Here is a 14296-nt window from a genome sequence, read left to right as displayed (position 1 = left end):
CCCCTATTTGAGGCCCAAAATCGGTTTATCAGATCAGTGTGAAAAAATCTGTTGACGTAAGTAATTAATGTCTTTATCATGAGCATCTTTCTGGAGCGCTTCTGCTCTTCGGGATAATAAGAAGGTCAATTCGGGGTATAGCGCAGTCTGGTAGCGCGTCTGCTTTGGGAGCAGAATGTCGGGAGTTCGAATCTCTCTACCCCGACCAAGATTTGCGCTTGTAGCTCAGCTGGATAGAGCATCGGCCTTCTAAGCCGAGGGTCGCAGGTTCGAGTCCTGCCAAGCGTGCCATCGCAAAAAAATCATCGTTATGGTGAGCGTAGCTCAGTTGGTAGAGTCCCGGATTGTGATTCCGGTTGTCGTGGGTTCGAGCCCCATCGTTCACCCCAATTAAATCAATAGCTTGACGTTGTTTGTATGATGTAAGATCGGCATCTACTGACAAAGCTACTGACAAATGATCATTCGTTCGACGGTTTTACAGTTTTCAATTTAACATCATAAACATTCATCATCGAAGCCGTTCGGTGTCCACTCGCATCCAGTTTATTGCCTGTTGTATCGCTAACACCTTTACGTTTAAGATCATGAAAAGTAAAAGGCACCCAATTAATGCCTCTTTCTTCAGCTGCTAATTTGGTGGCAACTGTTATTCGCCCCATAGCCGTTTTAAGACTATCGACTACGATTTTGTCACCGGTACGTTCACTAATAATGATATGCCTATCCTCAGCGCGAATCGGATGAGGTTGTTTTCGATCGGACAATATTCGGTTTCTTGTCGCAACTGCAAAATCCCACGCAGTACGTAGTCGCGGATTCCATTCTGTAATGTTGTCACGGGATCCCTTGCGACGCTTAATTAATAGGCCTTCCGGCAATTCATTTGCATCGGTAAGATCCAGCACTTCCGATAAGCGCATACGGCAAAGATAGGCAATTTCCATGGCTGGCCAGAGATACCAATAATTTGACTCTTGAGCAATCTTGAGCATAAATTCGTAATCACGATCTTCGGCGTAATGTTGACGAGGTTTGATTGATAGTTTTTTCACACCTAACGTTGGATTGAATTTAATTTTTTCATATTCGTATGCCCATGAAAAAACTCGTTTAATGTATGCAAGCTCTTTATTTGCCCTACTTTCCGAAGATTCACCGCGGGTGTCTCGGTATTTTCTAACGAGACCCACTGTCCATTTAGTGATTGGAAGCTCACCAAGAGTGTCATTGGTTGAAATTTTGCGACCACAGATATGCTGATGGCAATCTAGATAATCTTTTTGCGTTGATGTAGCCAATTTGCGCCAGATAGGCGTTAGCTGAAAATCGAGACTAATTGATGCGAAGGTCGCCGCCATAGGAGCATTGAGACTTTCGTATGCTTGCCAAATTTCTGCCAAAGATGATTTTGGACCGATCAGTCGCTTTGAACGCCATTTCCCAAGATCTGGGTCTTTGTATTTGTACATCCATTTGCCAGTACCTGACTTATCCCACCAGACACCGGTCGGCAATTTTCTGGCATCAATGTTGGTCGGTACAACTGCAGTTCGCGCGGGACCTTTAGGCATAGGCGTTTAATCGATAAAATCGATTACCTCTTGATTGGCGTCTGGGATATCAAATTTTAATCCCATGGCGGCATTAATTGCATCTATCGTAGTAAAAATTTTACCCCCTTGCCCGTATAAGTAACGGACACCATTTTTTCTTAAGCATCGCTCAATATCACCGGGTCTATCGTAACCAGTAGCTATTTTCAGTTGATCAATAGAAACAAGAGTTGTCATATCGATTGGTTAGATAGGCTATAACTCTTCATTCACTTTTTTTAGCGTAATCACGGTAGCCCGGAATTTTTGTTAGTTTTAAATAGGGAAAATATTCAACTTATTGGCTGTTTTAAAGCGGTTTTACAAACACAACACCGCTCCAGCGACTTTTCGCTGCCCAATATGATCAACACCGCTGAATAACAATGGCCGCATTCCGTCATCAGCAATTTTTTATTTCTCAAGTCTCGTGCCACCAACCATGCCGTGGTGAAATCGAGATTGCCACTGGGCAAGGAAATTTTAAAAAGATCGAATGCCTGGATAACGTTATCAATTTCGCCGTGACTATTTTCTGCTTCAATTGCACGAAATATCTTGGCGAAGAGCGTGGCTTCCTTGTACCTTTTTACGTTATGCGTCAAGCCACGAATTGACTCTTTGATGGGACCCGAACTACCGGATCGCCCTAGAATTTCTTTGTAAGTGGCCTTTATCAGCTCTCTGGAGATGGTGGTTTCTCGGACAATAACGGCAATTCTGGCCTGGCGTTGAATCAGGGTAATGGCCAACTGATACTGTTTAAGTGTTTTGATCATCTTTTTAGCCTCCATGATTCAAGCCCTCCCTTAACGTCAGTAACACATCAACGGCGGTGTGCTGCTTGCGATTCATGTACTCAAAAAAATGATTTGAAATCCTTGGCGCAAAACACAGCCAGCCCGATTGAGCGATATGCTCAATGTCCTCAATTGACAAACGACCAATGGCCTCAATTAACGCCTTATCCGAAATGCCCAACATAAAACCAGCGAATAGAGGATTATCTCGACAGAGATCACGGGCTTTGATAAGCCATAAACAATTCAACGTCGTTATTTCTTGATCAGCACTCTGAACCTGTGCGCGCTCCAAACAATCAAAATAATCATCCAACTCACCCATGGCAGACTGTATGATTTGCCTGACGTGGGAGGACAGGTTTTTTATCTGCAACCATTGATTTAAATAATCCGCGCCAAATTCGTTCGTCAAAGGGCACAATAACGCTTGGCAGAAATGCGCAGTAACCTGCTCAACGTTGACAAAGTCAAGGATTAACGGTTGATGGTTGAAAAAGCATTCTCGTGCCAGGCGGGCTAAATTTTTTCCTTCCGCCGCATCCAGTAGGGTTCGAGATTGAATTGATTGAACTAATAAATACATTATGACTCTCCTTGGCCGTTAGTAACGGTCAAGACATATCGCCAAAGTTTTGCCGGCATTTTGTGAAAATGGCCGCGAAATTCGATATTGACGGGCTACGCTGTCAGTCTTGTTTTCACATACGGGACAGCGGGCAGCCAGTTGAGCTTCATGGCGAGGAATCAGGAATCGCGCTTGACAGCAAAGACACTTCACAAAATGCAATGCAGAGGCATGAAATTGTCTTGTTAGTTGCCATGCTCGATTAATATCCAACACTCTGTGGTGTTCGAATCCTGCCTCCCGATTGCTGGGCTTGGGGTTGCGGGCAACGATGCGGCAGTACAATCTATATGCGTTGCACAACTGCAACCCAAACTCGGTACCATTGGCACTAACGGATACGTAATCCTGAATTAACCCCAAGAATATTGAGGCGTGCAGATTGTTGATGGTTGAACGACTTATCCAGTGTGGATCCCAAGGCAGCATGCCTTTAATTGGTGCTTGTTCTTGCGCAAGCCTGTAAATGCGTGTGGCTGTTTTACGTTTGATTCCACAGAGAGCACAAACCACCGGTGTTCGGGCGCCGTAGTCGAACAATGTCTTTGCCAACATCAGTTCAGCGCCAAAATGCGACAAGTCAACGAAGCCACCGTTATGCATGATGATCACCCTGATCATGAGCATCATGAACCATTAAGGCCGCATGAGCGGCGGCTGAAACCGGATGGTTACCCAGTGGCAGCAAACTGATCACGGCGCGGTTAACCGCCGCCTGTTCTTTAATCTGTTCCAGCGACAAATCTGCCACATGATAGACCGTCTCCGGAATGACACCAAACCGCCAGGCGGCTTCCATGGGATTGCTTCGGGCACATTCTCTCAATAGCATCAGATATTGAAAATTCAGTTGCGTCAGATCGTCTTCTAGGGTGGCCATGCTCTTCTCTAATGAATTACGACATGGGGTAATACTAAAAGACTGGTTTTGTAATCGTCACGTTCGGAAAGTGGGTGTTTTTGGGGTACTTTCCGCGCAAAGCCTTGTTGGACGTGGCTTGGCAAGGTGTCAGGCAATGCTTCAGTGATAAAAAGTGATTGACAATGCGTAACCGTTTGTATTTTCGATGAATTGTTTTTTTGGGGAGCTATAGATGCCGTAATTAGGTCGAAAGAAGGCCTTTTTCGAACACTTGAAATGGTGAGTTTTTGAGTAGACTCGGGGCAACCTTACGAGTCACTTCTGCTATGCACACTATCGATTTGAAATCCGGTTTCCGGCGGCTATGTGCCGCTAAAAAGCATTGTCTCTTTCCGCTGCCGATTTTGCTGAGCTTTATGGTCTGCAGTGCATCGTGTTTAGCCCATGGCAATGTCAGCAAACAGACGCGAGCGACTAGCGCCGCACGCACGCTACAAAATACGCTTTGGTGGCAGATTGCAAAGCAGCACCATTTGGATCCTTACATACTGTATGCGGTTGCATTAAAAGAATCCGCGAACGATGCCGATCCGACCGCGGTAAAACCCTGGCCATGGGCACTTAATAAATCAGGACAATCCTTGATGCCAGCCTCGCAGCGGGAAGCCCAAGCCTTGCTCAAGCAATCGATAGACGAAGGCAATCGGTTGGTAGACGTGGGGTTAATGCAAATCAATGTCCGCTGGCATGGCCACAGAGTGAACTCGCCGGCGCAATTACTGGATCCCATTACCAATGTACAAATAGGTGCCGAACTATTAGCAACCGCCATTGGTTCAGCTCCGCATGACTTGGCTTTGGGGATTGGACGCTACTATAGTTGGAACGATGAAAAGGCCGCGAAAGCCTATGGACAAAGTGTGATGGCCATAGCTGACCGAGTGAAACAGGTGATTTGAGATGGAGGATAGCCTCTATCATCTGCAATTGGATTATCTGCTGTTAGCACGGGAAATGGTGCTGTCCGGACAAGAAGAACAGGCGATGTTTAGCTTGGGATTAACGCCAGAAGCCGTGGGTATACTGAAAAAATTGCAGGTGCAGCAAATTAGGGAGATAGCTCGGCGTGAATGCCTGGCCTTTACCCCCAGATTCAATGCCAGCTTTTGGGGGCGTTATCTTCAGGTCGATCAGTCAGTGCATGAGGGAGATACGTGTGATAGCCAGGCGCGTGACTTGCTAATACTGCTCACGGGATCAGGCGATATAGCATGAGTGCCTGGTACACCTACGAAGACCGGCTAAGAGATCATTATCTTGCCTATCAATTACTGAAACGAAAATTGCGGCCGACGTTCGTGAAAGCGCATATTAAAACGATTAGCCAACATGAGCTTAAGGCCATGTACTATGCCATTCACTTTCACGGCCCCTCCAATGGTCAATTACCGCTGGCTAAAACCATTCCGGCATCACGCGAGTCGTTTCTATATCTGACGTTATTTCTGTCAATCTATCAAAACACCTGCAAGGTTAATCCTCAGTCGCGAATGGACGTGCCGGCCATTTTGTTTACATGGGATTATTTCCATCGATCCTATGAACACCTTATCCCCGAAGAGCGACCTTATGGCAAAGTTCGGCCCGCCAACTTCAACGAAGCCTGGGTTTTAGCGCAAGGTATGCGCGAAGGACAAGTCGCCTTGAAATATTGCCCACGCTGTCGACATAATTTTTCGGTATTCTACGAGAGCAAATTTCGACCGGTTTGCCAGTTTTGTGAATTGGCAGACGCAAACGTAAACTCATTCCGCCCAAACACGCCTTAAGTCTGGTCAGCAATTGAATTGAACGATTGACGATTTAGCCTTTTCACTAAGCCCGGCTTCATAGCCATGGCTATCTTGAAAGCCGACGTCCAAGATATTTAAATTCACCAAGAAACAATTGTCGTTAACGACCCAAAACCGACATTGACTGGTACAAATTGAATGTCGCAAATTTGCCAAGACCAGGCACTTATTCTGACTTGTGACAAGCCAGAATAAGCTTCCATAGCGGTGCCTGCCGAAACTACTTAATTTCGCTGGCTTTTGCCTTAGTCTTGCCCATTAGATTTGGCGGTGGACCGATGGGATCGAAGTTTTTCAACAACGGCACATCGTCTTTGTTGAGCCATAGCACGTCCATGTTATAGGAGCCTTGCGGTCCCCAGCCGCCGAAGAACTTCTTGCCATCCGGCGTGAACGACCAGCACATGTCTTCACCGGCGGTATTGACGGTGTCGCCAAGGTTTAGCGGCTCTTGCCACTCGCCCTTGGGATTCTGATGCGAAATCCATTCGTCATGTCCGCCGCGCGAACCCATGTCGGTGCGGGTACTGGTGATGATCAGGCTCTTGCCATCCTTCGATAGCCCAGTCCAATGTAAATGATCGCGGTACGGCGAGTTGACGCGTGAACCCAGGCTCTGTGGTTTCTGCCAGGTACCGTTTTTCTTTTCGACCTTCCAAATGTCACTATCTTGGGTGACGCCCGGTTGCTGGTAGCTGAAATAGATCAGACTATCCGAGGCAATAATCGGGCAATGTTCTTCACCGGTTGGCGTGTTAAGGTGCGGCAGTTCCGGCACCTCGTTCCAGGTTTTGGCAGTTTGCCAGACGCCATCGATTTTCTGTACTACATACAGATCGCCAGTCGAAAGATTACCGGGTTGATAGCGTGTAAAGTAAATCGCGTTACCGTCATCGGATAGGCTGGGTTCCAGTTCCCAGGCCTCGGTATTGATGTTCGGACCTACTTTAGGGTCAATGCCCGGTCCCAGATGAATCGGCGTTTGCCACTGGCCATTGACGTTGTGCGCCATCCAGATGTCGAAGCTATAAGGGTTGCCTTTTGATTCGATTACGCCCGGTCGTGTGGAAACGAACAATACGGTTTTGCCGTCGGCACTGTAGGTCATTTCGAATTCAGCAGCATCCGAATTGATTGGAGCGCCTATGCTTTTTGCCAACGAGGGCGCTTGGGCGCTTGCGCCGGACGGCATATCCATGCCAGGCATCCCATTAGAAACTCCGTGCGCCAGTATCAGCATCAGCCCCACAGAACAAGACGTTAGAACCCGGAAGTTCTCTTTCATATACTATCCCCTCATTTAAAATGAATTTTTTAATTTTGTTAAATTAACGCAATAGAACCAGCAACCTGGTTGCGATAATTTTTCCGATCTTGATCTGGGATCAAATAGCTAAACTTTTGCCTCAAGCACCAAATTGGTCGGTGTCATTGCCGCCCGCCTTACTCGGCTGAAGCCTCCTGTATTGAGCACTTCGGTGAGTTTTTTTTGACCGGCCTGGGCGCCCAAGCCCAAACCGACTTCCTGAGACTTGGACGCGGGTACGCAGACCATCGTGGAAAAGGAATAATAAATCTGGCCCAGAGGATGCAGGTTTTCTTCCAGACTGTCGCCAGCAAAGGGCTCGACCAGCATAAAGGTTCCGCTGTCGGACAAGGAGCTTGCAATATGCAGTGCAGCGCCAACAGGGTCGCCCATATCGTGCAGAGCATCGAACATCGTGACAAGATCGTAGTTTTTCCCGGGATAGTGTTTCGCTGTCACGACTTCGAAAATCGTATTGCTGGCGACGCCTTCGGCTCGAGCCCGCTCCCGTGCGTGTTCGATCGACGGTTCGTGAAAATCAAAGCCATGAAAGGTCGAATTTGGGAATGCCTTGGCCATCAGGATCGTCGAAGATCCATGTCCGCAGCCAATATCGGCAACTTTGGCGCCGGCCTCGAGTTTTTCGCGCACGCCATCAAGCGCGGGCAGCCATGAATCGATCAGGTTCATCGCATACATTGGCCGGAAGAAGCGTTCGGTGCCGCAGAACAAACAAGGACTATGATCGCTCCAGGGCAAGCCCTTACCGGAGCGGAAAACTTCAGTCAGTTTGGGTTCATCGACATAGGCAGACATGACTGCCTGGAAGAAGCCTTGCATGCAAGCCGGATGCCCTTCGGCGGCAAAAACGACGGCTTGTTCGGGCGATAATGAAAATCTGCCGGCTGCTGAATCGTAATTCACATACCCCGCCGCCGCGTTGGCAGAAAGCCACTCTCGAAGATAGCGTTCATCCATTCCGGTGCTGTCGGCCAGTTCCTGGCTGGTTGCGGGAGTAATCTCGGCCAAGGCGCTATACAGGTCGAGTTTGTCGCCTATATAGGCTATCAGCAAGCCCAGTGAACCGGCCACATCACCCATCACTTTTCCCTGCAACTGTTCCAGCTTGTTCTCATTAATATCTGTCAAACGTATTGCCATCTCTTATGCCTTCTGTTGTTAAGATCATTGCGAGTAATCTTTTGATCGTTGTGAAATTGCGGCCAGTTAAATTATAAGCGGGGGCTTTTCCGTCTCGAACAGAATCGCCTGCATCGGGTAACGCGTCGGGCCAGAGCCGAATTCTTTTTTGAACGCCTCAGCCAGTTCCTTGACTATGTCCTCGGGATCGATGCCGCCCCGGTCCTTGATTTCAAAAATAACGGGTGTGTAAACCAGGGCGCGCGCAAACGCCGTCACATCTAGAATGTCATAGACATGGCGCTGAACGGAAATAACGACTGGATCGAAACCGATCTGAATCAACTGCTCTTTGAGTGGATCGATTTGATGGCAGGACATGGGATCGAATAGAAACTGCGGTGTATCCGACGGAAAATATTGCTTGAGAACTTCGAAACTCAAACTGGCAAATGGGTTATAGCGTTCCGAATCCCAGACGCGGAACAGATAACGGCCGCCCGGCTTCAAGGTCCGGTAAACCTCGCGAAAGCCCTTGTCCCGGTTGAAAAACATGATGCCGAATTGGCAGACCACGGCATCGAAGGTTTCGTCATCGAACGGCAACGCGGTGGCATCGGCGTTTTGGAAGATTATCTGTTCGCCAGGCTGAAACTTTTGCCTCGCCACATCCATCATCGAATCGCTAATATCGATGGCGGTCAGGCGTGCTTCTTTTGCCAATAAATTACGCAAGTGACGCGTCACGATGCCGGTGCCAGCGGCGATTTCCAACACATCCATCGGCGCTTGCTCGGCGACGCGTCTTGCGGTATCGGCACCGTAATGCTCAAACAGCACCGGGCCAAGATCACGGTCATACGGTATGACAACCTCATCAACATAACCAGCCATAGTCAATTCCCTATATTAAGTCTGAATGTTATTGCAACCCAAAGCCTTACCAATGATTGAATGCCGCATGTTTAGTAACGGCATCACTGGGATGGCTTTGAAATAAGCTATAAATTGTATCGTAATGTGCTATCGATTAAAATGCATGGCAAATATCGAATTTAGCATAAGGCTTTTGCAAATATGCATAACATGAATTGGGACGATCTACGCTATTTCATCGAAGTGGTCCGCTCGGGCAATGTGACCGAAGCAGGCTTACGCCTCGGCGTTAATCAATCAACCGTAAGTCGCCGGATTGCTCAGCTGGAAAATCAATTAGGCAAAGCCTTGTTCGACCGAACAGCCAAAGGTTGGCTAATCACACCGGTTGGGGAAAAGATCGTTATGCTTGCCGAAGAAATGGCAAACCAAGCCAACGCCATTCATCGGAAAATAGAAAGCGATTCGGAAGACGTTTCGGGAGTCATCAAATTGACGGTTTCCGATGTTTGCGCCAAGCGATTCGTATTCCCTGTCATCCGCGATTTCAAACGCGACTATCCTGATGTCGATTTCGTGTTGATTGCTGCCGAAGAAGTCTTGAATCTAGCTGGCCGCGAGGCCGACATTGCGATTCACGCCATTATGGAGCCACCGCCGAATGTGGTGGGCAAACGCATCTGTCGGCTTGCCTATTCTGTCTACGGTCACCCGGAATTAGTGAAAAACCTGTCAACTGAAATGCCGCCCTGCATCACTTGGATAGGTGATGGCGCCACCTTACCCAATTGGATAACGAAAAACTTTCCGAAACTCAAACGGGCATATCGGACGAATTCCAGCGTAGCCATGTTTGAAATGTGCCGGGAAGGTTTGGGCTTGGCTTTGCTGCCTTGTTCGCTGGCCGATGAAGCGGATGAGTTGGTCCGTGTCCCAGTCGAGCATATCGAATCCGGTTATGACGTATGGGTTCTCAGTCATGTTGATTTACGTACCACCGCACGAGTTCGTATCTTTCGAGATCGCATGGTCGAATTTTTGACTAACGAAATCGACTTATTGGAAGGGCGTAAACCAAAGATCAATTCATGGAGTTGAAATTCAGCTTTGAGTAAAATTCCGGTCATTCCGTTAAGGATATTCATTGCCTGCTTTTGGCCGGGTCTTGCCTGCCAGTTCCTAAAAAACTAGAAAATTTGAACGACAGGTTTCGGGTTTAATTCAGTTTAAAAATATCCCGTTTAGTCTTTATTTGGCTGCGTTATGGTGGGTGACCTCTTGAAGTCACAGAACTTCAATGTCAATGGCTATCAATCCAATTGGATTAAAGCTAACTTGGCAGCTCAGCCTATTCGCAGTACGATAAGCTTGTTAAGCAAGGTTGGAGATCATCAATGTCCTCGTTTCCATCACACTCACGTCAACTAAGACTATCATCTAAACCGCATCAGACTGCGCCCGAAAGGTCGGTATTCGCCGGCCATCATGCTACTGTCAATTGCCTTGAATGTCACCGCACTATGGTCCCCAGAGTGGTGACGTACTATGGTCAACCCCTGCGATCGATCTGCCCCTTTTGCGGTGCAACTTATGCGAAGTTTCCGGGAGGGTTAAAACGATTTTTTGAACGATTTCATCCAAGAACTCTGTCTCTCGATGCCTTTAAAGGCTTAGTGATGATGACAATATGCTTTGGATTAATTTGGTTCATAAGTATTTGGGTAAAGTTGCCGGAAGAATTCAATTTTATTGGGACTATCGGTACTCTTATATTGGCTATTCTCGCTGCGGCAGAGCTAACTGTTCAGTTTGTTGAGTTTATGGCGGCCAAACTATCTCACGAAAGTAACTACTATTGGGCTGGTTTAGTTTTGATAGCCTTAGTGTTAGCGAACGAAAACCCTAATCTGATTGACTATTTGCTTCTTTTTTCAGGAATCATGATGTTGCGCTGGCTCGTCGTAGGTGTTTTACAAAATCTTCGAAGAAAGGCCAGTAGCTAATACTCAATAATTAATTCGTCCACGTGCACGATTAAGGTTACCTATTTGATCGATTAAATCCGGTCTATTTTGACCTGCGGCTTGTCTTAGCAATTTCGCAACATTATCTACATCTACAGGATCTTCTTCATTCAATAAACGTTGTTTTGCCGCACCCATACTGCCGTTATCGTCACCACCTACGGCAATTCCGGAAAATGCTTCGAACATAGCTGCTTTATAGTAAGCCTGTTGATTTGGCGTCAACTTATCTGCCACTTCATTGACTCTTTGATCGGCCCAAATTTGCGATACTTCGGTAAATCCAGGATAGGATTGTGATGCTGCAGATTTAACAGCATCCCATACGTTTTCGCCATTTTCATAGGCTGTGCGAGCATATGCAACGAATTGATTTATGTGTTCTTTACCCACCATTCCCACTGCTTCTAATGTTTTAGCGGTATTGTATAGACTACCTCCCAGAAAATTATAGGAAGCCTCTGCGGCCGAAGGAGTTTCATTGGCAGCCGCCGCAATGGATTGCCTAAAGTGCTCCGCTTTAATGTTCGCCAATTGCCCAAAGCCTTCTTTTGAATTTTGTTCACGCTCTGCCAGATTGCGATCATGTTGCGCTCCGACTCGAGCTTCGCCTCCAGCAACTTTTCCCGTCGCTGAACGAATCTGTCCCTGTGCACGCTGATTTAGCGATTCGGTTTCAGCGCGTGGGTCTTTGAGATTGGCCTGTTCGACTGATGCTTGAACCTTACCAGTTTCCGGAGCATTGGTTTTCAGCGATTCGTTCTGGCTGGCATTCAAGGTTTGATCGGCCTGCGGCGCATTAAACGCATCGCCCAGCAGTTGGTAACCCGAGATGTGTGCCTGGTGCGATTGTTGGTCATCCAGCGTGCGGTAACTGGGTGACGAAAATCCGGTCAATAACGACATGCCAGCGGCAGCATAGGCTTGATCGGCGTTGCTAATCCAACCGGCGGCTTTCCATTGCGATGCCAGTCGTTGCGTATCGCCGCGCAAGCCGTATTGATCCAATGTCCGATCCAGGCGTTCCATCAAGCCGGGATCATGGGCGATTTTGTAACCCGTTTCCGCCGCGCCGAAACTCGCCTGCGTCCCGAAGCGTTGTTGAGCCGATAGGGTTTGTTGATAGGATTCGCTGGCGGATACCGCATCGGTTGCACTGTGTTGCAATGATGACAACGATTGATTTTGTAAGCCCATCGACGCGACGTTTCGAGTTCCAGTTTGTGCATCCAGTGCCAGGCTTTTGGCCAACCCGGCTTGATAGCCCTGACTGTCGTTGACGGTTTGACTGATGTCGGCGGCAATGGCGTCGGACTTGTCCTGACTGACTTTGAAGTCGTTTTGTAAGCGACCAGAAATTGCGCCGCTGAGTTGGTCGTTACCGAGTTTAGCGCCTGCATTGGCACTGCCGGCCACCAAGGCCGAGAACTGATCGGCGGATATGCCGGTATCGGCATGTTTTTTGGCGAATGCTTCGCCGAACTGACGGTTATAGGCATCGGTATAGCTGGAACTGCTGGCGATTTGATTGCCCAATGAACGGCTGTCAAAGGCATCACTGGTGATACTGGCCGACTTCGACGCTGTTGAAGACACACTGTGCATGAAGCTATTGGTTGCCTGTTCGGAAGCACTGTAAGCCGACGAAACGACCGCACTCATGTCCTTGCCGGCCGTGAACGTGGGCAGCACTTTGTCGACGCCGGTTTGCGTAATCGCCGACAACGGACTGTATTGATGCTGCGCTTGCGCATTCAAGACCGGCGCCGGACTGATCACATCGGGCGTGGCGATTTTCTCGTTGACGTAATCGCCACCGTCCATCCGCCCCAAAAAATGGGTAGCAGTCACTGCCCCGCGATAAATCAGCATCAAGGTAATGGCCGGCGTTGAAGCGGCTAACATGCCGCCGATCGACAGCCATTGCTGCAACTCCATGTCTAATTGGTAAATGCCCATCATCGACGGCAAGTTGTAGGTGGCCGTAGTCAGCGCCGCCATTTTGCCGGCGGCCGACATCTGGATGAACAGATTGATCACCGCCAGTATAGGCATCCACAATTGGATCCACAGCAGCATCGAGAAGTAGCCAATATTCATCCGAATGCCGACACTACCCAGCATCACCACGAAGGCCATGATCGGTGCAATGGCGTAACTCAAACCTTCGATAAACGCCATCATCGGCCGGACGATCTTGGCAAACAGGGTTTGCTCGGCGGCCCACTGGGTATTGCGTTGCTGGATGGCTTGTTCGACCATGGCGGCCTTGTTCCAATGCAAACCGTCTTCATGCCGGCCGATCACGCCTTTCTCGAACATGGGCATGATCGCTGACATCAACATGTAATCGGCGGCGTCGACTACCCCGGGTCCGGCCAGCGCATCGAAGGCATCCTGGATTTTCGGCACCGTATCGCCAGCTGCCGGCACACCCAAGGTCGGTTGCAACAAACTCTCCAGCGCCGTCGCAAAATTACCGTTGGCCACCATGCTCAAATCGGCCCAGGCATCCGTGCAGGTTTTGGTTTGCGGTTGGCCGCCGACATAAATTTGGGTCATGTAGATGTCGGAATCAAAGCGGATGGCATTCAGGGGATCGGCATCACGCAAAATGGCGTCCACCGATTTCTGATTCAGATCGACACCGGTCAGGGTACATTCATGTACATAATTGGCAAACGAGGTTTCCATATCGCTGCCGGCATTGGGCACGTTGGCCGCCCCTAAATTCACCCGCGACAACAAATTTTTCCGTACTGCGGTCAAGGTCTGCAAACTGTCGGCAAAGCCATTGCCGGTCATCGACGGCGTGCCAAAGCCTTGCTCAAACAATCGCGTGGTCCGATAGCCCATGTTCGACATCACGCTACCCACGACCGCCGGCCCCAGGGGTACGTTGTCGACCACCACCACGCTGCCGGTATAGGCATCCTCGATCGACACCCGCACCGACGGAGCATACAACATCAGCCACAATACATACGCCAACAATAAATCCTGATAACGAATGCCACGGCCATCCCATTGCAACAAAGCTCGAAGCATGACGATGATGACACCGATCAAGCCCCCAACGGCTGCCGCAGTGCGGTAATCGCCGGTCCCGGAAATCATCGCGATCGCATTGAGAACGGCTTGCAGATAGGCGGAATCGCCCACGGAGAAGATTTCAAACATGGGCGACCTGCCTTTTAAACAACGAGGGAGTA

General features: G+C 48.7%; 15 protein-coding genes and 3 tRNA genes. 8 read left to right on the top strand and 10 right to left on the bottom strand.

Translation table 11 applies throughout. From position 1 onward, the window contains the following. Positions 1-131 precede the first annotated feature (131 nt). The 3 genes from ACR02O_RS23175 (at position 132) to ACR02O_RS23165 (ending at position 389) form a co-directional block, all read left to right on the top strand. Positions 132-208 (top strand) — tRNA-Pro (locus ACR02O_RS23175). A 6-nt stretch (positions 209-214) separates the two neighbouring features. Beyond that, a tRNA-Arg gene (locus ACR02O_RS23170) sits at positions 215-291 on the top strand. A gap of 22 nt (positions 292-313) precedes the next feature. Further along, positions 314-389: transfer RNA gene (locus ACR02O_RS23165), tRNA-His, on the top strand. Positions 390-461: 72 nt separating this feature from the next. Here the strand turns inward: ACR02O_RS23165 and ACR02O_RS23160 are convergent. From ACR02O_RS23160 to ACR02O_RS23135, 6 genes are all read right to left on the bottom strand, one after another. Then, positions 462-1574, bottom strand: coding sequence for a hypothetical protein (locus tag ACR02O_RS23160; protein WP_319960259.1), 1113 nt, complete (start codon positions 1572-1574; stop codon positions 462-464). A 6-nt stretch (positions 1575-1580) separates the two neighbouring features. Next, positions 1581-1793: a hypothetical protein gene (locus tag ACR02O_RS23155; RefSeq protein ID WP_319960260.1), complete on the bottom strand. Its 213-nt coding sequence runs from the start codon at positions 1791-1793 to the stop codon at positions 1581-1583. Positions 1794-1888: 95 nt separating this feature from the next. Next, the gene (locus ACR02O_RS23150; RefSeq protein WP_494522522.1) at positions 1889-2374 is read right to left on the bottom strand and encodes a FlhC family transcriptional regulator; all 486 of its coding nucleotides are present in this window, start codon (positions 2372-2374) and stop codon (positions 1889-1891) included. A gap of 4 nt (positions 2375-2378) precedes the next feature. Further along, entirely contained in the window at positions 2379-2981 is a 603-nt protein-coding gene (locus tag ACR02O_RS23145; RefSeq protein WP_494522521.1) for a flagellar transcriptional regulator FlhD, read from the bottom strand. A gap of 18 nt (positions 2982-2999) precedes the next feature. Beyond that, entirely contained in the window at positions 3000-3626 is a 627-nt protein-coding gene (locus ACR02O_RS23140; RefSeq protein ID WP_494522520.1) for a FlhC family transcriptional regulator, read from the bottom strand. Then, positions 3619-3903: a flagellar transcriptional regulator FlhD gene (locus ACR02O_RS23135; protein WP_494522519.1), complete on the bottom strand. Its 285-nt coding sequence runs from the start codon at positions 3901-3903 to the stop codon at positions 3619-3621. Before ACR02O_RS23135 ends, ACR02O_RS23140 begins: the two co-directional genes overlap by 8 nt. A gap of 308 nt (positions 3904-4211) precedes the next feature. On the opposite strand from ACR02O_RS23135, the gene ACR02O_RS23130 reads away from it, so the two are divergent. The 3 genes from ACR02O_RS23130 to ACR02O_RS23120 are packed head-to-tail and all read left to right on the top strand — an operon-like array spanning position 4212 to position 5714. After that, positions 4212-4844, top strand: a complete 633-nt coding sequence (locus tag ACR02O_RS23130) for a transglycosylase SLT domain-containing protein (protein ID WP_494522518.1) — start codon at positions 4212-4214, stop codon at positions 4842-4844. A gap of 1 nt (position 4845) precedes the next feature. Continuing rightward, a complete protein-coding gene (locus ACR02O_RS23125) occupies positions 4846-5160 on the top strand; it encodes a flagellar transcriptional regulator FlhD (protein WP_192391957.1) in 315 nt (104 codons plus the stop codon). Continuing rightward, the gene (locus ACR02O_RS23120) at positions 5157-5714 is read left to right on the top strand and encodes a FlhC family transcriptional regulator (protein WP_494522517.1); all 558 of its coding nucleotides are present in this window, start codon (positions 5157-5159) and stop codon (positions 5712-5714) included. The genes ACR02O_RS23125 and ACR02O_RS23120 overlap by 4 nt, the downstream gene beginning before the upstream one ends. Positions 5715-5958: 244 nt before the next feature. On the opposite strand, the gene ACR02O_RS23115 is transcribed toward ACR02O_RS23120, so the two are convergent. From ACR02O_RS23115 to ACR02O_RS23105, 3 genes are all read right to left on the bottom strand, one after another. Then, on the bottom strand, positions 5959-7023 hold the full coding sequence (locus tag ACR02O_RS23115; RefSeq protein WP_427551198.1) for a TolB family protein: 1065 nt from the start codon (positions 7021-7023) through the stop codon (positions 5959-5961). Between the two features lie 108 nt (positions 7024-7131). Continuing rightward, a complete protein-coding gene (locus ACR02O_RS23110) occupies positions 7132-8145 on the bottom strand; it encodes a class I SAM-dependent methyltransferase (RefSeq protein ID WP_255190436.1) in 1014 nt (337 codons plus the stop codon). A gap of 126 nt (positions 8146-8271) precedes the next feature. Beyond that, a complete protein-coding gene (locus ACR02O_RS23105) occupies positions 8272-9078 on the bottom strand; it encodes a class I SAM-dependent methyltransferase (RefSeq protein ID WP_494522516.1) in 807 nt (268 codons plus the stop codon). Positions 9079-9261: 183 nt separating this feature from the next. On the opposite strand from ACR02O_RS23105, the gene ACR02O_RS23100 reads away from it, so the two are divergent. Both ACR02O_RS23100 and ACR02O_RS23095 read left to right on the top strand, forming a co-directional pair. Next, entirely contained in the window at positions 9262-10158 is an 897-nt protein-coding gene (locus ACR02O_RS23100; RefSeq protein ID WP_255188820.1) for a LysR family transcriptional regulator, read from the top strand. Between the two features lie 434 nt (positions 10159-10592). After that, a complete protein-coding gene (locus tag ACR02O_RS23095; protein ID WP_494522515.1) occupies positions 10593-11063 on the top strand; it encodes a hypothetical protein in 471 nt (156 codons plus the stop codon). 3 nt (positions 11064-11066) lie between these two features. On the opposite strand, the gene ACR02O_RS23090 is transcribed toward ACR02O_RS23095, so the two are convergent. Beyond that, the gene (locus ACR02O_RS23090; protein WP_494522514.1) at positions 11067-14264 is read right to left on the bottom strand and encodes a conjugal transfer protein TraG N-terminal domain-containing protein; all 3198 of its coding nucleotides are present in this window, start codon (positions 14262-14264) and stop codon (positions 11067-11069) included. Between the last annotated feature and the right edge of the window lie 32 nt (positions 14265-14296).

It is taken from the genome of Methylomonas sp. PHL2-19 (genome assembly GCF_059331595.1).
The sequence above is the reverse complement of the archived record's forward strand: the minus strand, read 5'-3'. Positions and strand labels throughout refer to the sequence as shown.